General features: G+C 67.7%; 16 protein-coding genes and 1 pseudogene. 11 read left to right on the top strand and 6 right to left on the bottom strand.

Annotated elements, in window-relative coordinates; all coding sequences use genetic code 11:
- Positions 1-19 precede the first annotated feature (19 nt).
- A complete protein-coding gene (locus LCC91_RS10520; protein WP_399206488.1) occupies positions 20-2002 on the bottom strand; it encodes a lytic transglycosylase domain-containing protein in 1983 nt (660 codons plus the stop codon).
- Positions 2003-2147: 145 nt separating this feature from the next.
- Between LCC91_RS10520 and LCC91_RS10515 the strand changes: the two genes are divergently transcribed.
- Positions 2148-2786: a 5-formyltetrahydrofolate cyclo-ligase gene (locus LCC91_RS10515; protein WP_052231343.1), complete on the top strand. Its 639-nt coding sequence runs from the start codon at positions 2148-2150 to the stop codon at positions 2784-2786.
- A 66-nt stretch (positions 2787-2852) separates the two neighbouring features.
- On the opposite strand, the gene LCC91_RS10510 is transcribed toward LCC91_RS10515, so the two are convergent.
- Together LCC91_RS10510 and icmF are read right to left on the bottom strand one after the other, a co-directional pair.
- Positions 2853-3731, bottom strand: a complete 879-nt coding sequence (locus tag LCC91_RS10510; protein ID WP_224440919.1) for a DMT family transporter — start codon at positions 3729-3731, stop codon at positions 2853-2855.
- Positions 3732-3803: 72 nt separating this feature from the next.
- On the bottom strand, positions 3804-7109 hold the full coding sequence (icmF, locus tag LCC91_RS10505; RefSeq protein WP_043698364.1) for a fused isobutyryl-CoA mutase/GTPase IcmF: 3306 nt from the start codon (positions 7107-7109) through the stop codon (positions 3804-3806).
- Between the two features lie 173 nt (positions 7110-7282).
- On the opposite strand from icmF, the pseudogene LCC91_RS10500 reads away from it, so the two are divergent.
- From LCC91_RS10500 to LCC91_RS10490, 3 genes and pseudogenes are all read left to right on the top strand, one after another.
- Positions 7283-7975: pseudogene (locus LCC91_RS10500) on the top strand (MBL fold metallo-hydrolase); the annotation flags it as partial.
- Complete coding sequence (locus tag LCC91_RS10495; RefSeq protein ID WP_399206486.1) at positions 7970-8410, top strand: rhodanese-like domain-containing protein; 441 nt, start codon at positions 7970-7972, stop codon at positions 8408-8410. The pseudogene LCC91_RS10500 and the gene LCC91_RS10495, both read left to right, overlap by 6 nt.
- 57 nt (positions 8411-8467) lie before the next feature.
- Positions 8468-9346 carry a type III pantothenate kinase gene (locus tag LCC91_RS10490; RefSeq protein WP_052231341.1) on the top strand — a complete coding sequence of 293 codons (879 nt, stop codon included), beginning with the start codon at positions 8468-8470 and terminating at the stop codon, positions 9344-9346.
- Here the strand turns inward: LCC91_RS10490 and LCC91_RS10485 are convergent.
- Positions 9252-10481 carry a M20 aminoacylase family protein gene (locus LCC91_RS10485; RefSeq protein ID WP_043698359.1) on the bottom strand — a complete coding sequence of 410 codons (1230 nt, stop codon included), beginning with the start codon at positions 10479-10481 and terminating at the stop codon, positions 9252-9254. The genes LCC91_RS10490 and LCC91_RS10485 overlap by 95 nt on opposite strands.
- A 283-nt stretch (positions 10482-10764) precedes the next feature.
- Here LCC91_RS10485 and LCC91_RS10480 point away from each other — a divergent pair, with 283 nt between their 5' ends.
- Positions 10765-12888, top strand: coding sequence for a molybdopterin-containing oxidoreductase family protein (locus tag LCC91_RS10480; RefSeq protein ID WP_052231340.1), 2124 nt, complete (start codon positions 10765-10767; stop codon positions 12886-12888).
- A gap of 172 nt (positions 12889-13060) precedes the next feature.
- Here the strand turns inward: LCC91_RS10480 and LCC91_RS10475 are convergent, their stop codons facing one another.
- Entirely contained in the window at positions 13061-13318 is a 258-nt protein-coding gene (locus LCC91_RS10475; RefSeq protein ID WP_043698356.1) for an acyl-CoA-binding protein, read from the bottom strand.
- A gap of 160 nt (positions 13319-13478) precedes the next feature.
- Positions 13479-13859: a ComEA family DNA-binding protein gene (locus LCC91_RS10470; RefSeq protein ID WP_052231339.1), complete on the bottom strand. Its 381-nt coding sequence runs from the start codon at positions 13857-13859 to the stop codon at positions 13479-13481.
- A 312-nt stretch (positions 13860-14171) separates the two neighbouring features.
- Between LCC91_RS10470 and rfbB the strand changes: the two genes are divergently transcribed.
- The 6 genes from rfbB to rfbA all read left to right on the top strand — a co-directional run bounded on the left by rfbB (position 14172) and on the right by rfbA (position 20571).
- Complete coding sequence (rfbB, locus tag LCC91_RS10465; RefSeq protein ID WP_043698353.1) at positions 14172-15266, top strand: dTDP-glucose 4,6-dehydratase; 1095 nt, start codon at positions 14172-14174, stop codon at positions 15264-15266.
- 93 nt (positions 15267-15359) lie between these two features.
- Positions 15360-17273: a serine protease gene (locus tag LCC91_RS10460; RefSeq protein WP_143897320.1), complete on the top strand. Its 1914-nt coding sequence runs from the start codon at positions 15360-15362 to the stop codon at positions 17271-17273.
- A gap of 42 nt (positions 17274-17315) precedes the next feature.
- Positions 17316-18239 carry a dTDP-4-dehydrorhamnose reductase gene (gene rfbD, locus LCC91_RS10455; protein ID WP_043698391.1) on the top strand — a complete coding sequence of 308 codons (924 nt, stop codon included), beginning with the start codon at positions 17316-17318 and terminating at the stop codon, positions 18237-18239.
- Positions 18240-18391: 152 nt separating this feature from the next.
- A complete protein-coding gene (locus tag LCC91_RS10450; RefSeq protein WP_224440918.1) occupies positions 18392-19075 on the top strand; it encodes a hypothetical protein in 684 nt (227 codons plus the stop codon).
- A complete protein-coding gene (locus LCC91_RS10445) occupies positions 19072-19629 on the top strand; it encodes a FlgO family outer membrane protein (protein ID WP_043698349.1) in 558 nt (185 codons plus the stop codon). Before LCC91_RS10450 ends, LCC91_RS10445 begins: the two co-directional genes overlap by 4 nt.
- Positions 19630-19704: 75 nt before the next feature.
- The gene (rfbA, locus tag LCC91_RS10440; protein ID WP_043698347.1) at positions 19705-20571 is read left to right on the top strand and encodes a glucose-1-phosphate thymidylyltransferase RfbA; all 867 of its coding nucleotides are present in this window, start codon (positions 19705-19707) and stop codon (positions 20569-20571) included.
- Positions 20572-20575 lie beyond the last annotated feature (4 nt).

The raw sequence follows: 20575 nt of genomic DNA, 5'->3' as shown, positions 1-20575 counted from the left end.
GCCGTGGCGTCGCGTCACGTCACGGCAGTTCGGTGTCGGGCGCGCGCGCGGTGGCCAGCCGCGGGCCGATGCGCCCGAGCCGGGTGCTCAGGCGTTGCGGTTCGCCGCTGAGGATGGCGGCGTAGACCGTGGTGTTGGCCAGCACCTGCTTGACGTAGTCCCGTGTCTCGTCGAACGGGATGTTCTCGATCCACACCGCCGCCTCGAGCGTCGGGCCCTGCCGCCACTGTCGGGCGCGCCCCGGCCCCGCATTGTAGGCCGCCGCCGCCAGCGCCATCGACCCCTCGAAGTCGTCGAGCACGAGCTTCAAGTACGCGGTGCCGATGCGCACGTTGGTGTCCGGGTCGGTGATCTGGTCGGGCTCGAAGCTGGTCAAGCCAATCTTGCGCGCGGTCCAGCGCGCGGTCGCCGGCATCACCTGCATCAGGCCCGACGCCCCGACGTGCGAGCGCGCGTCCATCACGAAGCGGCTCTCCTGGCGGATGAGGCCGTAGACATACGCCGGGTCCAGTCCGATGGCCTGCGCGTGCTTCGTCACCAGCTCGCGCAGCGGCGTGGGGTAGCGTTGGCCGATGTGGACCGCGTCGCGCGTGCGCGTGCTGGTGTTGATGCAGCGGTCCCACACGCCGCGCTCGCACGCCCACTCGGCGGCGGCGAGCAGCTCGCGCTCACCCAGCCCGCCCGGGCGGTGCAGTGCGATTTCGTAATGCCACTCGCGCACGCCCTCGGTGCGCAGGCCGATGTCGATCGCCCGCAGCGCGCGCTGCAGCCCGGCGTTGGCGCGGACGGCCGCGCGTTCCGCGGCGGTGGGCGGTGGTGGCGCCGGTGGCAGCGCGAGGGGCCGACCCAGCGCCTCGGCGGCGAGCTGCTCATAGAACCCGCCGCTGCCCGCGATGCGTTCATACAGCGACCGCGCGGCCGCCGCATCGTCGGCCCGACCGCTGGCCGCCAGCGCGCGCGCAAGCCAGTAGGTCCACACCGGCTCGCGCCGGCGCGGCTCGTCCAGCGCCTCGATGGCGCGTCGCACGGTCGTCCAGTCACCGGCGCGTAGCGCGGCGCGTGCCTGCCACACGCGCCATTCATCAGGCAGCGGGGCGTCGGCCGCCCGCGCAAAGTACGCGAGCGCCTCATCCGACAGCCGCTGCGCGGCGCGTTTGCCGATCGCGCCCCACACCCACGCGCGCTCCTCGTCGGTCAGTTGTGCACGCCAGCGCAGGTGGGCGGCTTCCGCGGCGGCCTCGGCGGGGTTCACCGTCGCCAGGCGGATGAGCGCTAGCGTCACGATCTCCTTCGTGCGGTGACGCACGGCGGTCAGCTTGTCGTCCAGGTAGCGCTGCGGCGCGGCGTAGGCGCGCTCGACCAGCGGCACCCATTCGGGGTCGAGCAGGCCGACCGCCTGGGTGGCGACCGCCAGCCGCCCCGCTTCCACGCCCAGGCGTGCCCGCTGCCACGCGACGTCGCGCGGCAGCGCCCCGGCCTCGATGAGCCGCTGCGCGGCCGCGGCGCACCCGGGCATCGCCTGGCGCTGCGTCAGCCACGCCTGCCGCACCTCGGGGGCGATGTCGGCCGCCGACGCACGGCCCGTGGCCCAGCGGGCCAGCGCGGTGTAGCAGCGCACCTCCGCATCGTCGTTCATGCGAAACGCCGCCGCTTCCCGCAGCAGCGCTTCCCATGCCTGCCGCTGCCCGAGTACGAGCAGCCAGTCGTTGCGCAGCCGGTCTTCCCAATACGTATCACGCCAGCGAGCGAGAAACGCCTGCACCTCCTCGGCGCTGGCGCGCTCCAGCCGTGCGCGCAGCGTCCAGTACGCGGCGAGCGGCTCGAGCGGGTCGCCGGCGACCCGCGGCAGCAGCGCCGCGAGGCGGCTGGCGTCCCCCTTCTGGAACGCCGCGCGCATCTCGAGCAGCGCGGCGCGGGCGGCGTCCGGCGCTGCCGCCTGCGTGGAGGCGGATGGGGCCGCAGAAGCGGGGGGCGATACGGTGGCCCGCGCGGGCTGAACCACCAGCCCAGCCGTCCCCAGCGCGAGCGCGGCAAGCACCGTGCGCCCTGCGGGTAAGATGGCGGCGACCGCCCGGTGCCAGCGGGTGGTGGCGGGGGCGACGCGTCGTCCCCGGGAGCGTTTCCGAACCGGATCCATGAGGGCGATTATGGAGAACATCGACCCCGCGCGCCAGCGCCCACCGCTCGACCCGGCGGCCGCGAAGCGCCAGTGGCGCGAGCGGCTGGTGGCCGAACGGCTGCGCCTGCCGGACCGCCTCGCGCGCAACGAGGCGCTGCAGCGCGTCATGCGGGTGTGGATGGTCGGCCGCGTGGACACCGTCGTCGGGGCGTACTGGCCGATCAAGGGCGAATTCGACCCCCTGCCGGCGCTGCACCGCTGGCAGGAGGCGGCCGATGTCGAGGACGCCACACAAGCCCGCCAGCGCCGCCGCATCGCCCTGCCGGTGATCGACAAGGTGGCCAAGACGCTGCGCTTTCACGTCTGGTACCCGGGCTGTCCGACGGAAGCGGACGCCTACGGCATCCCCAAGCCCAAGGACACCGAGGTCGTGCAGCCGACGCTGTTGTTCGTGCCCTGCGTGGGCTACGGGCCCGGGGGCACGCGGCTCGGCTACGGCGGGGGGTTTTATGACCGCACGCTCGCCGCGCTGCAGCCGCGACCGTTCACGGTCGGACTGGCGTATGCCAACGCGTTCGTGCCCTGGCTGCAGCCGGAGCCGCACGACGTGCCGCTGGACGCGATCCTGACCGACCAGGGGGTGGTCTGGCCGGTGGAGGCAGAGTAGCGCGGCCGGAGGCGCGTCGAGGGGGCAAGGCCAGCGTCACGGAAGGGGGCGGGTGCCCACCACCGGCTACGGGTGCGGCGTGCCCGTGTGCAGGTCGCGGCGCGCGTGCAGCCGCTCGTGCCGCAGCAAGTACAGCCCGGCGCCGATGACCACCGCCGCGCCCAGCAGCGTCGGGGCGTCGGGCCAGACACCCCACAGCGCCACGTCCAGCGCCACGCCCCAGACGAGCGCGGTGTATTCGAAGGGCGCGACGGCGCTCGCCTGCCCGTGGCGGAAAGCCTCGGTGATGGCGATCTGCGCGACGAAGCCCGTCGCCGCCAGCGCCAGCAGCCACGGGGCGTGTTCCGCGCGCACGGGCTGCCAGTGCGGCCACGCGAGCGCCGTGCCCCCGGCGGCCAGCGCCACCATCGACCACCACACCAGGCTGTCCGGTGCGTCGGTGCGGCAGGCCAGCCGTCCCAGCACGGCCGACGCCGCGTAGCACGCGGCGGACAGCAGCACCGCCAGCCCCGCCCACCCCAGGAACGCGCCCGGGGCCGGACGCAGCGCGATCACGACCCCCACCAAACCCGCCACGATGGCCGCGAGGTGGGCGCGGCGCACGCGCTCGCCGAGGATCGGGATCGCCAGCAGCGTGATCAGCAGCGGCGCGACGAAAAACAGCGTGTACGCGTTGGCCAGCGGCAGCGACTGCAGCCCCCACGTGAAGCTGGTCAGCATCACCACGGCCAGCACGCCGCGTGCGGCGTGCAGCGGCCAGCGCACGCGCCACACGCGCGCCCAGCTGCGCCGCCACGCGAGGTAGCCCAGCACCAGCGGCAGCGCGGTCCAGCCGCGCAGCGCCGCCACCTGCGTGGCCGGGTAGTGCGCGCTCAGCGTTTTCAGCACGCTGTCCATCAGCGCGAAGAACCCCACCGCCACCACCATGGCGACAATACTGCGCACATTGCCGCTCCCCATTGCTGCGGCGGACCATCGAACCTGCATGGCCGCAGTATCCCACGGCGCCGAGGGTGGTCAGACGTTGCGCCGGTATTGGCCGCCTACCTCGAACAGCGCCTGCGTGATCTGACCGAGTGAGCAGCACCGCACCGCGTCCATCAGCACTTCGAAGACGTTGCGGTTGTCGATGACGGCGTCCTTGAGGCGCTGCAGCATCGCCGGCGCCTCGTGCGCGTGGCGGGCGTGGAAGTCGCGCAGGCGCGCGAGCTGCGACTGCTTTTCCTCCTCGGTGGAGCGGGCGAGCTCCAGCGACTCGGGGATCGGGTCACCGTGTGGGTTGCGGAACGTGTTGACGCCGATGATGGGCAGCTCGCCGGTGTGCTTGAGCATCTCGTAGTGCATGCTCTCGTCCTGGATCTTGCCGCGCTGGTAGCCGGTCTCCATCGCGCCCAGCACGCCGCCGCGTTCGGCGATGCGCTCGAATTCGGCCAGCACCGCCTCTTCCACGAGTTCGGTCAGCTCCTCGATGATGAAGGCGCCCTGGTTGGGGTTTTCGTTCTTCGCCAGCCCCCACTCGCGGTTGATGATGAGCTGGATCGCCATCGCACGGCGCACCGATTCCTCGGTGGGCGTCGTGATCGCCTCGTCGTAGGCGTTGGTGTGCAGGCTGTTGCAGTTGTCGTAAATCGCAATCAGCGCCTGCAGCGTGGTGCGGATGTCGTTGAAGGCGATTTCCTGCGCGTGCAGGCTGCGGCCGCTGGTCTGGATGTGGTATTTGAGCTTCTGGCTGCGCTCGTTGGCGCCGTACTTGTCGCGCATCGCCACCGCCCAGATGCGGCGCGCCACGCGGCCCAGCACCGTGTACTCGGGGTCCATGCCGTTGCTGAAGAAGAACGACAGGTTGGGCGCAAAGTCGTCGATGTGCATCCCGCGCGCCAGGTACGACTCCACGTAGGTGAAGCCGTTGGCCAGCGTAAACGCGAGCTGGCTGATGGGGTTGGCGCCCGCTTCGGCGATGTGGTAACCCGAGATCGACACCGAGTAGAAATTGCGCACGTTGTGGTGGACGAAATACTCCTGGATGTCGCCCATCACCTTCAGGCTGAACTCGGTGGAGAACAGGCAGGTGTTCTGGCCCTGGTCTTCTTTCAGGATGTCGGCCTGCACCGTGCCGCGGACGTTTTCCAGCACCCACGCCTTGATCTTGGCGATTTCGGTGTCGGTGGGCTCGCGGCCGTTGTCGGCGCGGAACTTGTCGATCTGCTGGTCGATGGCGGTGTTGAAAAACATCGCCAGGATCGTCGGCGCGGGGCCGTTGATCGTCATCGACACGCTGGTGGCCGGGTCGCACAGATCGAAGCCCGAATACAGCACCTTCATGTCGTCCAGCGTCGCGATGCTGACGCCCGAGTTGCCGATCTTGCCGTAGATGTCGGGCCGCGGGTCGGGGTCGTGTCCGTAGAGCGTGACCGAATCGAACGCGGTGGACAGCCGCTTGGCGGGCATGCCCTCCGACAGCAGCTTGAAGCGCCGGTTGGTGCGGAAGGCGTCGCCCTCGCCCGCGAACATGCGCGTGGGGTCTTCGTTTTCGCGCTTGAAGGCGAACACGCCCGCGGTGTAGGGGAAGCTGCCCGGCACGTTTTCCAGCATCAGCCACTGCAGCAGCTCGCCGTGGTCCTCGTACTTGGGCAGCACCACCTTGCGGATCTTGTTGCCCGAGAGCGTCGTGTGCGTCAGCCGCGTGCGGACTTCCTTGTCGCGGATCTTGACGACGTACTCGTCACCCGCATAAGCCTTTTGCATGTCGGGCCATTGCGCGAGCAGCTTGCGCGCGTCGGCGTCGAGCCGCTCCTCGCGCTGCTGGGCGAGGTCGAGCGCCGCCTCGGCCGCCTTGGGCCGGTGCGGCTTGTCGACGCTGAGCATCGTGGCCGCGGCGCGAAGCTGCTGGATCTCGCGCGCCAGCCGCGCCTGCTGACGCACGCGGCGCTTGTAGGCGCGCACGGTGTCGGCGATCTCGGCCAGGTAACGGCTGCGCTGCGGCGGCACGATCGCGTGCAACTGGCTGCTGTGGCGCGTCGTGACGCGTGGCAGGCGGCCGCCGTCGGCCCCGAGCGGCAGCGGCAGCCCCAGCGCCGCCAGCCGCGGCAGCATCGCCTGGTACAGGGCCGTGACCCCGTCGTCGTTGAAGCGCGCCGCCATCGTGCCAAAGACCGGCATCTGCTCCGGCGCCACGCCCCACGCCTCACGGTTGCGCTGCACCTGCTTGCGCACGTCGCGCAGCGCGTCCAGCGCCCCCTTGCGGTCGAATTTGTTGATCGCGATGAACTCGGCGAAGTCGAGCATGTCGATCTTCTCGAGCTGGCTGGCCGCGCCGAACTCCGGCGTCATCACGTACAGCGGCACGTCCACGTGCGGCACGATCGCCGCGTCGCCCTGCCCGATGCCGGACGTTTCGACGACCACGAGGTCGAAGCCCGCCACCTTGCATGCGGCGATCACGTCGGGCAGCGCCGCCGAGATTTCGCTGCCGAAGTCGCGCGTCGCGAGGCTGCGCATGTACACGCGCGGCCCCTGCTGCCACGGGCCGATCGCGTTCATGCGGATGCGGTCGCCCAGCAGCGCGCCACCGCTCTTGCGGCGGCTCGGGTCGATGCTGATGACGGCGATGCGCAGCTGGTCGTCCTGGTCCAGCCGCAGGCGGCGGATCAGTTCGTCCGTCAGGCTCGACTTGCCCGCGCCGCCCGTGCCGGTGATGCCGAGCACCGGCACGCGTGTGGCGGCCGCGGCCTCGCGCACCTGCGCCAGCAGCGCCGGGTCGGCACGGCCGTTTTCCACCGCGGTGATCCACTGCGCGAGCGCGCGCCACGCCGCGTCCGTGTGGCCGCGCAGCGCTTCGAGCGTGGTCGGCGCGAATTCGGACAAATCCCGGTCGCAGCGCATCAGCATCTCGCCGATCATCCCCTGCAGCCCCATGCGCTGGCCGTCTTCGGGGCTGTAGATGCGGGCGACGCCATAGTCCATCAGCTCGCGGATTTCGCTGGGCACGATCACCCCGCCGCCGCCGCCGAAGACGAGCACGTGCGCGCCGCCGCGCGCGCGCAGCTGGTCGACCATGTATTTGAAATACTCGACGTGCCCGCCCTGGTAGGAGCTGACCGCCACCCCCTGCACGTCCTCCTGCAGCGCGGCGGTGACCACCTCGTCGACGCTGCGGTTGTGGCCCAGGTGGATCACCTCCGCCCCCATGCTCTGCAGGATGCGGCGCATGATGTTGATCGCCGCGTCGTGTCCGTCGAACAGGCTGGCGGCGGTGACGAAGCGCACTTTGTTGGTGGGGCGGTATTGGGCGAGGGCTTGGTAATCGGCGTTGAGCTGGGTCACGGGGGTCTCCTCTGCGCTGGCGTGGGGGGCAGTGGCGTGTGGTGCCGCCGTTTGGGCCGTAATGTGGCCCCTTCAGATTGACGTTTACGTAAACGTCAAAATATTAGCGGACTTTGACGCCATTGCCAATCGGCTTTGGCGAGGGCGGCGCACGCGTTACGATGTGCGCTGCCATGAACCCGATCCAGCTCTTCGACCCCGATTCGTGCACGTACACCTACGTGCTTTTCGACGTGGACACGCGCGACGCCGTCATCATCGACCCGGTGGATGAGCAGCTCGAGCGCGACCTGCAGGTGCTGCGCGAGTACGGGTTGCGCCTGCAGTGGGTGATCGAGACCCACGCCCACGCGGACCACATCACGAGCGCGCTGCGGCTCGCCGAGCACACCGGCGCGCACACGGCCGCGCCGGCCGCCTGCGGCATCACGACCGTGCACCGCGCGCTGCGCGATGGCGATGAGATCCCGTTTGGTGCGCAGCGCCTGCGCGCGCTCGCCACGCCCGGCCACACCGCCGGCAGCATGAGCTACCTGTGGGAACACGCGGGACAGCGACACGTCTTCACTGGCGATGCGCTGCTCATCGAAGGGTGCGGTCGCACCGACTTTCAGTCCGGCGACGCCGGCACCCTGTACGACAGCATCACGCGTGTGTTGTTCGCGCTGCCGGACGACACCATCGTCTGGCCCGGGCACGACTACCACGGCCGCACGCACTCGACCATCGGGCACGAGAAGGCGCACAACCCGCGCCTTGCGGGCCGCTCGCGCGACGAGTTCATCGCGCTGATGAACGGGCTGAACCTGCCGCGGCCGCGTCGCATGGACGAGGCGGTACCGGCCAACCTGCGCGGCGGCGTGCGACACGACGCGGCCGGCGCCGAGCTGGAGGTGCCGCGACCTGCGCAGGGCTACGCCGGGGACGTCGCGCCGACGCTGGCGTGGCAGTGGGTGCAGGCGGGGCGGGCGCGGCTCGTGGACGTGCGCACCGACGCGGAGCGCGAGTGGGTCGGCTACGTGCCGGGGGCCGTGCCGCTGGCCTGGAAGCAGTGGCCCGGCATGCAGCCCAACCCGGCCTTTGACGACGGCGTGCGGGCGCTGCTCGCGCAGGACGACCGGCCGCTGCTGATGCTGTGCCGCAGCGGGGCGCGCTCGATCGCGGCGGCACGACGCGCGACCGAACTGGGCGCGACCGCCTACAACATTCTCGAGGGTTTCGAGGGCGACCTCGACGAGCATGGGCACCGGGGGCAGCGCGGGGGCTGGCGCCACCGTGGGCTGCCTTGGCGCCAGAACTGACGCGCCCACTGTCCGGTGCCGGCCAAGCGGGGCGCAGCGCGGGTTTATGATGTTTTCATGACGACCGTGCCGCCCCCCGCGCCCGATGCGGTCCACCGCACCGCCGACACCTTGCTCGCGCTGGACGTGGGCAACACGCGCCTGAAGTGGGCGCTGTACGAAGCGCCGCATCCGGGCGCGCGGCTGTTGGCGCACGGCGTGCAGTTTCTCGAGAATATCGAGACACTGGCCGAAGGCGACTGGCGCGCGTTGCGCGCCCCGCGCTGGGTGCTGGGCAGCATCGTCGCCGGCGCGGGCGTGCGCTACCGCGTCGAGGAGCAGCTCGAACTCTGGGACGCCCCCGTGCAGTGGGTGGTGCCCAGCCAAGCGGAAGCGGGCCTCGTCAACGGTTACGACCACCCGGCGCGGCTCGGGCCGGACCGCTGGGTGGCGATGATCGGCGCGCGCCAGCGGTTGCTGGCCCGCGGTGAGCAGCGGCCGTGCGTGGTGGTAATGGTCGGCACCGCGGTGACGGTGGAGGCCATCGACGCGGGCGGGCGGTTCCTCGGCGGCATCATCCTGCCGGGGCACGGCATCATGCTGCGCGCGCTGGAGTCCGGCACAGCGGGCTTGCACGTTCCCACCGGGGAGGTGCGGGCGTTTCCCACCAACACCAGCGACGCGCTCACGAGCGGTGGGACGTTCGCGATCGCCGGTGCCGTGCAGCGCATGTGGGACAACCTGCGCGCCCACAGCGGGCAGGAGCCGGTGTGCCTGATGACCGGCGGCGCCGGGTGGAAGATGGCGCCGCACATGACGGTGCCGTTCGAGCTGGTCGAGGGGTTGATCTTCGACGGGCTGCTCACGATTGCGCGGGAGCGGTTTGGGGCCGCGCCAGCCAGCGCTTCGCCAGCGTCACCCAGAACGTCGCCCCCAGCGGAATCAGCGCATCGTTGAAGTCGTAGCGCGGGTTGTGCAGCGTGCACGGCCCCGCGTCGTGGCCGGGTCCGTAGTCCGCGCGGTGTGCCCCGTCACCATTGCCGATGAACACATACGCGCCGGGCCGGGCCTGCAGCATGTAGGCGAAGTCCTCGGCCCCCATCGTCGGCTCCTGCGCCACCACGCGCTCGGGCCCGACGATGTCGCGCATGACCTCGGCGGCGAAGGCCGCCTCCGGCGCGTGGTTGACGGTGGGCGGATAGTTGCGCCGGAAGTGAAAGTCCACCTGCACGCCGAACGCGGCGCCGATGCCCTCGGTGAGCGCGCGCATGCGCGCCTCGATCAGGTCGAGCGTCTCCACCGTGAACGTGCGCACCGTGCCCTGGATCTCGCAGTGGTCGGGCACGACGTTGGTGGTCTCGCCCGCGTGGATCATCGTCACTGAGATCACGCCCGGCTCCACCGGCCGCAGGTTGCGCGTCAGGATCGTCTGGAACGCCTGCACCAGCTGGCACGCCACCGGCACCGGGTCCACCGTGGTGTGCGGCAGCGCCGCATGACCCCCCTTGCCGCGCAGCGTGATGCGGAACTCGTTGCTGGAGGCCATCACCGGCCCGGGGCTGACGGCGAACGTTCCCACCGGCAGCCCGGGCCAGTTGTGCATGCCGAACACCGCTTCCACGGGGAAGCGCTCGAACAGCCCGTCGGCGATCATCTCGCGCGCGCCACCGCCGCCTTCCTCGGCCGGCTGGAAGATCAGCACCACCGTGCCGTCGAAGTCGCGCTGCTGCGCCAGGTGTTGCGCCGCGGCCAGCAGCATCGCGGTGTGGCCGTCGTGCCCGCACGCGTGCATGCGCCCCGGGTGGCGGCTCGCGTGGTCGAAGGTGTTGAGCTCCGTCATCGGCAGCGCGTCCATGTCCGCGCGCAGGCCCACGGCGCGGCCACACGCCCCGCCGTCGCGCCCGTGGAGGACGCCGACCACCCCGGTTTTGCCCAACCCCCAGTGGACGGGGATGCCCCACTCGCCAAGCAGCGCCGCCACCCGCTCGGCGGTGCGCACCTCCTCGAAGCACAACTCCGGGTGCGCGTGCAGATCCCGGCGGATGGCGGCAAACGCCGCCGCCTGCGCGACGATGGGCTCGATCAGCTTCATGCGGTCATGCTAACGTGAAACGATGCGCCCGTGTGCCTGTGCGGGTGTTCGGCAGCCTATTGCTCCGGCACGGTTTTGTCTTGAATCCCCCGCTTCCCTTACGAGCACGGAACGCTGCGGGAGTGTCAAAACTTCTTCGTACCGGATCAATAGTGGTCCGGGGGATGCGTGAGCTGGAGCCGGCGCGCTGCAAGGGGATGGCGACGGTGGCGTACCATGCGCGCATGTCATGCCGTCACGCCCGGCGACGACGGCGTGTCGCTGCGTGACGTACCATGCGCGCATGTCAGCCGATCCCCCTTTTGTCGCCGCCGGTGCCGCAAGCGCAGACACCGCGCGCACCGTCATCGGTGCCTGCCCCCACGACTGTCCGGATACCTGCTCGTTCGTCACGACCGTGCACGACGGCCGCGCGGTGCGGCTGCAGGGCAACCCCGACCACGCGCAAACCGGTGGCGTGCTGTGCACCAAGGTCAGCCGTTATCTGGAGCGGGTTTATCACCCGGATCGCCTGCGGCAGCCGCTGCGCTGCGTGGGGCCCAAAGGGGCGGGGTGCTTCGAGCCGGTGACGTGGGACGAGGCGCTAGACGACATCGCGGCGCGGCTGCGCGCGATCGCCGCGCGTGACCCGCAGGCCATTCTGCCGTACAGCTACGCGGGCACGATGGGGCTGGTGCAGGGCGAGGCGATGGCCGCGCGCTTCTTCCACCGGCTCGGGGCGTCGCTGCTGGACCGAACCATCTGTGCATCGGCCGGGGCGGCGGGGCTCGCTTACACGCTCGGCGGCAAGGTCGGCATGCGGGTGGAGCACTTCGCCGAGAGCAAACTGATCCTGATCTGGGGCAGCAACAGCATCGGCAGCAACCTGCACTTCTGGCGCTACGCCCAACAGGCCAAGCGCGCGGGCGCGCGCCTGGTGTGCATCGACCCGCGCCGCACCGAAACCGCCGAAAAATGCCACGCGCACCTCGCCCTGCTGCCCGGCACCGACGCGGCACTGGCCTATGCGCTGATGCACGAATGCATCGTGCACGGCTGGGTCGATGACGACTACGTGCAGCGCCACACGCTGGGGCGGGAGGCGCTGCGCGAACGTGCCCTGCAGTGGCCGCCGGCGCGCGCGGCGGCGGTGTGCGGGCTGCCCGTGGAGCAGATCACGGCGCTGGCGCGCGACATCGGCGCGTGTGTCGAGCGGCGCGACCCGGTGGCCATCCGTCTCAACTACGGCATGCAGCGCGTGCGCGGCGGGGCCAACGCGGTGCGCGCCGTGGCCTGTCTGCCCACCGTGATCGGGGCGTGGCGGCACCGCGCCGGCGGCCTGCTGCTGTCGAGCTCCGGCTGGTACCCGGTGCAGCGCGACGTGCTGTACCGGCCGGACCTCTTGCAGCGCAGCCCCTGCCCGCAGCCGCGCGTCATCAACATGAGCACGATCGGGGACGCGCTGCTGCGTCCCGCCTCGCCGGACTTCGGCCCGGCGATCGAGGCGCTCATCGTCTACAACAGCAACCCCGTGGCGGTGGCACCAGAGTCGCGTCGGGTGGTGCAGGGCTTCGCGCGCGAGGACCTGTTCACCGTCGTGCTCGAGCAGTTCCAGACCGACACGGCCGACTACGCCGACTACGTCCTGCCCGCTACCACGCAGCTCGAACACTGGGACATCCACCTGAGTTACGGGCACACCGACGTGCTGCTCAACCGCCCGGCAATCGCGCCGCTGGCACAGGCGCGGCCCAACACCTGGGTGTTTCGGGAGCTGGCGCGGCGCATGGGCTTTGACGAACCGTGCTTTGCCGACGACGACCTGACGCTGTGCCGCCAGGCATTTGGCGATGCGGTGGACTTCGAAACCCTGCTGCGCGAGGGCCACGCGCCGCTGGCGGTGCCCGACGCGCCGTTTGCCAATGGGGGGTTCCCCACGCCGTCGGGCAAGTTTGAATTTGCCAGCCCGCGGCTGGCTGCGCAGGGGCTGGATCCGCTGCCGGCGGTGTTGCCGAATCACGAACCGCCCGGCGCTGACCCGCGCCACCCGCTGGCGATGATTTCGCCGCCGGCGCGCAACTTTCTGAACTCGACCTTCGTCAACGTCACGTCGCTGCGCGACGCCGAGGGCGAGCCGGTGCTGGAGATGCACCCGGACGACGCCGCCCCGCGCGGTATCGCCGATGGCGACTGGGTGGAGGTCTTCAACGACCGCGGCCGCCACCGCACCCGCGCGCGCCTGAATGGCCGCGCGCGCCCCGGCGTGGTGGTCGGCTTGGGGATTTGGTGGCGCAAGTTCGGCGCGGACGGCACCAACGTCAACGAACTGACCAGCCAAGCGCTGACCGACCTCGGCGGCGGTCCGACGTTCTACGACTGCGCGGTCGAGGTGCTGCGCGTGGCGGCTGTTACCCCCGCGCGCGGCTGACCGTCGCCCCCCCCCCCCGGGCGCGCTGACCAGCCCAGCACGCGCATACTGCGCGGCGGCCGACCTCCCGAGTGCGCTGACCAGCCAAGGCGGTAGCGCTGAATCCTCCGTGTCGGCCAGCGCCGCGTGCGCACCGTCGCTCGTGACAGGCGAGCCCCCCTGCGGCGATCGTTTACTCCAGCGTTTCCACCAGCGCCGCATAGCGGCGCATGGCCTCCTCGCGTGCCACGCCTTTGAGCTTGGTCCATGCGTCCCACTTGGCCCGCGCGACCACGTCGGTCAGGCTGGGTTTGGGCGTGGTGTTGTCGCCCTCCGTGGCCTGCTTGTAAAGGGCGTAGAGCTGCAGCAGCGTGTTGTTGTCGGGGCGCTGGGTGAGCGTGGGGATGCGCTGCAGCGCGGCTTCGAAAGCGGCTTGGATGTCGGTACTCATATTGCAATCATAGTACGAACGTTCGTTCGATGATGGATGCGTGTCGGCATGACAGTGATCTGTCGTTGTGCCCGTTGCTTTGCCGGTATCGCGCATCTTGGGTGTGTCCATCGGCTGCGCAGCACCGATGGCCCGCGCCGACGGCTCGTCGGCCGTTGGTCTATCGTCCGCGATACCCGGCCGAGGGTGGCGGGGTCTCCGTCAGAGACGATGGGGTACTGCCGCGGGCCGTGTGGCGCGCGAGCTCCTGGCCATAGCTGCTCCCGTCCACGCGCAAGCCTTCGACAGACAGCCGTTCGGCGGTCTTGGGGCCGATCCCCCGCACGCGCGCCTGCAGGTCCGCCCAGCTCGTGAACGGCCGGGCCTGGCGGGCTTCGATCACCCGCTGCGCGAGCACCGGCCCGATCCCCGGCAGGGCTGCGAGGTCGGCCGCACTGGCGCGGTTGACCTCGACCACGGGGCCGGCCGCCAGCGCTGACCACCCAATGATCCAACCAGCGACCAGCGCCGCCCCATACCGCCACAGGTGCCCTTTTGCCATTACATCCTCCCTGACCGGTTATCCACATGCATCGTAGAGAGAGGGCTCCTGGGGCGCAACTGGATATCCGTACAAAAGCAGCGCCGCGCAGCGGGGATGAGAGCCGGCGACGGGGCCAGCAGGCTTCGAACAAGATATTCCCGACAGGCTCTTGCCCACGGCCAGCGCTTCACCCAACCGGCCGCGCCATATGCGGCCTGAGTCCCCTCCATAGGCGGGCTCGCACCCACAAAAATTCGGACAGCCCCCATGGCGCGACCCACGCGTCTGACGCGTAAACTTCCTGCCATTTCTGCTTTCGTGCTTCATTCCATGACCCTCCTCGTCACCGGCGGTGTCGGCTTCATCGGCAGCAACTTCGTCCTCGACTGGTTTCGGTGCAGCGACGAACCCATCGTCAACCTCGACAAACTCACCTACGCCGGCAACCGCGAGAACCTCGCCGCGCTCGAAGGCGATGCGCGCCACACCTTCGTGCAGGGCGACATCGGCGACCGCGCGCTGCTGGAGCGGCTGCTGGCCGAGCATCGCCCGCGGGCGGTGGTCAACTTTGCTGCTGAAAGCCATGTCGACCGCTCCATCCATGGGCCGGAGGATTTCATCCAGACCAACGTGGTGGGCACCTTCCGGCTGCTGGAGGCGGTGCGGGCCTATTGGTCCACGCTGCCCGAAGCCGAACGGCCAGCGTTTCGCTTTCTGCATGTGAGCACCGACGAGGTCTACGGCAGCCTCTCCCCGACCGACCCGCCCTTTGCCGAGACCAACCGCTACGAACCCAACAGCCCCTACAGCGCCAGCAAAGCCGCGAGCGACCACCTCGTGCGTGCGTGGCACCACACCTACGGCCTGCCGGTGCTCACCACCAACTGCTCCAACAACTACGGGCCGTACCACTTTCCGGAGAAGCTCATCCCGCTCATCATCGTCAACGCGCTCGCGGGCAAACCGCTGCCCGTCTACGGCGACGGCCAGCAGGTGCGCGACTGGCTCTACGTTGGCGACCACTGCAGCGCCATCCGCCGTGTGTTGGAGGCCGGCACGCCGGGCCAGACCTACAACATCGGCGGCCGCAGCGAAAAAACCAACCTCGAGGTCGTGCGCACCGTTTGCGCCCTGCTCGACGAACTCGCCCCGGCACCGCAGCGCGGCGTGCGCGACGCGCGCAGCGGTGCGCCCGTCGAACGCTACGAGCAGCTCATCACCTTCGTCGCCGACCGCCCAGGGCACGACCGGCGCTACGCGATGGATATCCGCAAAATCGAGCGCGAACTGGGCTGGCGGCCGGCCGAGACCTTCGAGAGCGGCATCCGCAAGACCGTGCAGTGGTACCTCGACCACCCGCAGTGGGTGGCGCGCGTGCAAAGCGGCGCGTACCGCCAGTGGGTCGCTCAGCAGTATGCCATATGACTGTTGGCTCGGAGCCACAATGTGGTTCTAGCGTGCTTTAAAGAAAACGACATTCGGCTAACATGTTGGCCGCCAACAGCTAGGAGGTTACCCGTGAGCCAGACTCTTCGTATTTTTCCCGCGAGTGGGCGTCTACTGCGTACACTTGGGCTGATTGCAGTGATCAGTCTGGGTGCACTAAGTAACAACGCACGGTCAGAGGAAAATAAACTGCCCTCACTATCTGCTTTCTCCTCTGCAGCATCGCGGGCGATGCCCGAGTTAAAACAGGAAAACAAGCGGATAGAAATCGTCGCCGATCCTTACGTTTTTAGCCTCTCTGAGCCCAATCCATCGGAACAGTTGCTCAGAAAAGATCAAGGGCCTGTATTGCAAATTGGATACGGCCGTGTCGATGAGCGGGTGGGTGCGGCATCTAATCTGGCGCAAAAGTTGTCTTGGAAGCGAGACTCTGTTGGAAATTGGCAGTCGTCGCTCAGGTTGATATCTCCCAAGGCGGGGGCGTTGCGGGCGCGACTCAGTTTTTCGCGTATAGATCCGCGGAGTCGGCTTTATTTTATTCAGGAAGACGGGCAGGTACTGCTGGAAAAAGATGGTTTCAATATTATTGAATCGTCTGCGCGAGATTCAGACTTGGGGGTAGTGAAAAACGGCCGTTATTCGGTAGTGTCGCCTACAGCCCAAGGGGAGAGTCTGACGGTCGTCTTTGTTTTGCCTGGCGCGCTCGATAAGGATAAATTTGAGGTCTCCGTTGATTGGGTATCGCATTTTGCCGAGTCGGTAGAAAAGACGCTCGACAGCCAGATTGGCGAGTCTCTCGTTTGCCAGCGAAACATTGCGTGTGCGGCGGATCCGGATCAAAGAGCAGGCCGGAGCGTTGCGCGCCTTGTTTTTAGTGACCCGGCATCCGGTGCGAGCTACCTCTGCACAGGCACCCTGCTCAACAACAGAAGGCAAGATTTTACACCGTATTTGTTGACTGCTAGTCATTGCATCGCCAGCCAGTCATTTGCATCGACATTGGAGGCATGGTGGAATTATCAGGCTCCCGCTTGCTCGTCTGCAACGATGTCGAGTGAGGCATTTGTCACGCGGGGTGGGGGTCTTTTGTTGTCGGCTCAGTCGGCTCAGGATACAACATTGATTCAATTGAACCAGGTGCCTGCTGGCAATGTTGTTTTTGCGGCATGGGATGCAAATGTTCAGTCGCTAATGCAATCGGTCGCTGGCATTCATCACCCACGGGGAGATTTGAAAAAAATCAGTTTCGGTACAAATGGTGGGTATTTGAGTTGCGCAGATAGCTCTGGCGGATCGTTTTCGTGTAGCGAGTCCACGGCTGCCGTCGGGGATTACCATGGAGTCCTATGGGATGTCGGGACGACGGAGCCTGGCAGTAGCGGCTCCTCTCTTTTCCGTTCTGTCGGTGGGGATCGTTACGTGATTGGTGTTCTTCGGGGTGGGACATCTGCTTGTTCTGGCTCTGTTTCTGTATATGGAAGATTTGATAAGGCTTTTCAGAATGGTCTGAAAAAATGGCTGGATCCCGTTGTGAGTCTTCCTCCTCGAAATCCTGTTTATCGGTTTTACAACGATCTCACCCGGTCCCATTTCTTTACTATCAGTAAGACGGAGCGCGATTTTGTGGTTGCAAACTACCCATCGTTTCGGTACGAAGGGATAGCATTTTATGCGTACCCATCCAAGCAGACTGGTGTGCGCACAGTTTATCGTTTTTATAACACCTCCACGGGTGCCCACTTTTACACTATCAGTGAAGCGGAGCGTGATCATGTAAGAAAAACATATCCCCAGTTCCTCTATGAGGGGGAGGCGTGGTTCGTAGGTGATTCTGTTACCGGTGTTCCGCTGTATCGATTCTACAATCAAGCCGCTGGCGCGCATTTCTACACCACTAATCAACAAGAGCGGGATTTCATTATTGCGAACTATCCGTCATATTTGTATGAAGGGGTGGCTTATTATGTTTGGGCGACGGAGAAATAGTTGAGTTGTGGTGTGAAGGTGGATTCATCGTTCGCCGATGAGGTGACCAGCCGGATTTTGCTGTTCGGAAAGGGCGGGCAAGTTGGTTGGGAGCTGCAGCGAAGCCTAGCCATCGTTGGCGACGTGATAGCGCTCGAGCGAGCCGGTGGACGCCTGCCTGGGTGCGCCGAAGCGTTATGCGGTGACCTCAGCGACCTGGATGGGCTGCGGCGCACGGTCGCAGTCGTGCGCCCCACGGCGATCGTCAACGCCGCGGCTTACACCGCGGTCGACCGGGCGGAAACCGACACCGCGCGGGCGCACCGCGTCAACGCCGAGGCACCCGCCGTGCTTGCGCAGGTGGCCGCGGAGATGGGGGCTTGGCTCGTGCACTACAGCACGGACTACGTGTTCGATGGCAGCGGAGAGCGGCCCTGGCGCGAGGACGACCTCACCGGCCCGCTCAACGCCTACGGCCGCACCAAGCTGGCCGGCGAGGACGCCATTCGCGCCAGCGGTTGCCAGCACCTGATTCTGCGCACGCAATGGGTTTACGGTGCGCGCGGGGGCAACTTTGCGCGCACGATATTGCGCCTGGCGCGCGAGCGCGAGCGCCTGACCGTCGTCGATGACCAGTATGGTGCCCCGACCGGGGCGGACCTCATCGCCGACGTCACCGCTCACGCACTGCGGCACGTGCTCGCCACCGGGGTGGGTGGGGGAACCTACCACCTCGCCGCCGCGGGCGTCACCACGTGGCACGGCTATGCCACCGTGCTGATCGACGCCGCGCGCCGACGCTGGCCCGACGCCGGCTGGCGCGTGCAAGCGATCGATCCGGTGCCGAGCAGCGCCTTTCCCACCCCCGCGCGCCGGCCGCACAACGCGCGCCTCGACACCAGCCGCCTGCAACAGACCTTCGGGCTGCGTTTGCCAGCTTGGGAAGAGGGGGTGCGGCGGTGCGCCGAATGGCTGGTGGGCTTTTGATCGCGGCCGTCGCAGGCTGCATTCTGGTTTACGCCGTCGTCCCACGACTCGCTGGCAAAAATACCACGTCGTGAGGCAACCGCGTGCGTTTTTCTTGACGCGCTGCCTGATGCATGTTATCGTTTTTGAGGAAAATAAAAATAGGAGGTTCCGTGAATCGTCTTCTCATGACTGGGGCGATAGTCGCCTCGACATTGGCCGGATTGGCGGGGTGCTCGCACGCCCCGATTCCGGTTGCTGAAAACTTTCCTTACACGTCACAACTCAAGGTTCGATCCGCCGGCCACTGGGACGCTGTGGCGCAGCACGTCGTCGCCAACACACTGGTGCGGCTGGGGTCGGCGGGTGACGCGGGCCAACCGATCCAGGTGAAATTGCCGGCGCAGCCCTCGACGTTCGACCGTGCTTTCCGCGAGCTGCTGATCACGCGCATGGTCAACCAGGGTAAGACCGTTGTCGAGCGTGAAGATGCTCCGTTAAAAGTTAGCTACGAGGCGCAGGTCATCCGGCACAACAGCGACCGGCCGCACCTCATCCCGGGCCTCTTTACGGCCGTGACGGCTGGTGTCTATGTCGCGCATTACTTGGGTGTGCACGCTCATCGGGACGCGGCGATGGTCGGTGGATTGGGGTACGCAGCCATCGCGGATCTGGCGCGCAGCCAATACAGTGGGGGGCCCACCCACACCGAGGTCATCCTCACCACGACCATTATGCAAGGCGACCGGTACGTCGCCCGCAACACCGACGTGTACTACGTCGAGGACAGTGACGCCACGCTGTTTCAGGTGGTTCGTGGTCCGGCCACGCGCGATTACAAGGTAGTGTCGCAATGAAACGCCTCGTTGTATCGCTGATCGCTGCTGCCGCTGCGTTTACGTTGGCCGGCTGCGTGACCACCGCCAAGCCGAATGGACCGACCTACGAGGAAGCTGCGTCCCACCCCTTCCTGCAGGCGAACCGTGATGCTGTGGGCAAGCTGCTCGCTGGCCTGCCGCCGGGGATGGTTTCGCCTCTGCTCGTGGCAACCATCGTTGACGTCAACGATCTGCGCGTCTCGTCGCCGCTGGGCCGTACCTTGTCCGAGCAGTACAGCTCCGCAGCTGCGGCTGCCGGTATCGACGTGCGCGAGATGAAGCTGCGCGGTGACGTCTTCGTGCGCGAGCAAACCGGCGAGCTGTTGCTCTCGCGAGAAATTAAGGACATCGCCCGCGTCCATCAAGCCACGGCCGTTCTGGTGGGAACCTACTCGGTGGCCGGGCAGTACGTCTACGTCAACATCAAGCTCGTGCGGTCCGAGACGGGCCAGATCCTGCGCGGGTATGATTACGCGCTGCCAATGGACCGCGACGTGCAGCGTTTGGTGCGCAAGTCCGCCGAAGCGCTTTGACGTCGCGGCCTGAGCGCGGCGGATTGCATCCAGATTCCAGTGAGCCGCTTGGTGCGAGCCAAGCGGCGTTTTCCCATGCGCAAAGGTATCGTTTTGGCGGGTGGCTCCGGCACCCGGCTGCACCCGGCCACGCTCGCGGTCAGCAAACAGCTGCTGCCGGTGTACGACAAGCCGATGGTGTACTACCCGCTGAGCACCTTGATGCTCGCCGGGATTCGTGAGGTGCTCATCATCAGCACCCCGCAGGACACGCCGCGCTTCGAACAGCTGCTGGGCGACGGCAGCCAGTGGGGCATGCGGCTGCAGTACGCCGTCCAACCCCGGCCGGAAGGGCTGGCACAAGCGTTCATCATCGGCGCGGACTTCGTCGCCGGCCACCCGAGCGCCCTCGTGCTGGGGGACAACATCTTTTACGGCCACGACCTGCAGCCCCTGCTGCGCGCGGCCGACGCGCAGACCGAAGGTGCCACCATCTTTGCCTACCACGTGCACGACCCGCAGCGCTACGGCGTCGTCGCCTTCGACGCCGAGGGGCGGGCGACCAGCATCGAAGAAAAACCCGCGCAGCCTAAATCCAACTACGCCGTGACCGGCCTGTATTTCTACGACGAGCAGGTCGTCGACATCGCCCGCCGTGTGCGCCCCAGCGCCCGCGGCGAGCTCGAAATCACCGATGTCAACCGCGCGTACCTCGAGCGCGGACAGCTGTCGGTGCAGATCATGCAGCGCGGCTACGCGTGGCTCGACACCGGTACGCACGACAGCCTGCTGGATGCCGGCCACTTCATCGCCACCATCGAGCGCCGCCAGGGCCTCAAGATCGCTTGTCCCGAGGAGGTGGCGTGGCGCAACGGCTGGATCGACGATGCGCAGCTGCAGCGTCTGGCCGAGCCGCTCGCCAAGAGCGGCTACGGCCAATACCTGCTGGGTCTGCTGGGGTGAGGTG

Origin of the sequence: Tepidimonas taiwanensis, assembly GCF_020162115.1 — a bacterium.
Classification (GTDB): Bacteria; Pseudomonadota; Gammaproteobacteria; order Burkholderiales; family Burkholderiaceae_C; genus Tepidimonas; species Tepidimonas taiwanensis.
The sequence above is the reverse complement of the archived record's forward strand: the minus strand, read 5'-3'. Positions and strand labels throughout refer to the sequence as shown.

Coding starts and splice junctions, on each gene's coding strand:
- LCC91_RS10490 (WP_052231341.1), top strand. CDS start 8,468: ATGACGACCGTGCCGCCCCCCGCGCCCGATGCGGTCCACCGCACCGCC.
- rfbA (WP_043698347.1), top strand. CDS start 19,705: ATGCGCAAAGGTATCGTTTTGGCGGGTGGCTCCGGCACCCGGCTGCAC.
- LCC91_RS10485 (WP_043698359.1), bottom strand. CDS start 10,481: ATGAAGCTGATCGAGCCCATCGTCGCGCAGGCGGCGGCGTTTGCCGCC.
- LCC91_RS10445 (WP_043698349.1), top strand. CDS start 19,072: ATGAAACGCCTCGTTGTATCGCTGATCGCTGCTGCCGCTGCGTTTACG.
- LCC91_RS10480 (WP_052231340.1), top strand. CDS start 10,765: ATGTCAGCCGATCCCCCTTTTGTCGCCGCCGGTGCCGCAAGCGCAGAC.
- LCC91_RS10515 (WP_052231343.1), top strand. CDS start 2,148: ATGGAGAACATCGACCCCGCGCGCCAGCGCCCACCGCTCGACCCGGCG.
- LCC91_RS10470 (WP_052231339.1), bottom strand. CDS start 13,859: ATGGCAAAAGGGCACCTGTGGCGGTATGGGGCGGCGCTGGTCGCTGGT.
- rfbB (WP_043698353.1), top strand. CDS start 14,172: ATGACCCTCCTCGTCACCGGCGGTGTCGGCTTCATCGGCAGCAACTTC.
- LCC91_RS10475 (WP_043698356.1), bottom strand. CDS start 13,318: ATGAGTACCGACATCCAAGCCGCTTTCGAAGCCGCGCTGCAGCGCATC.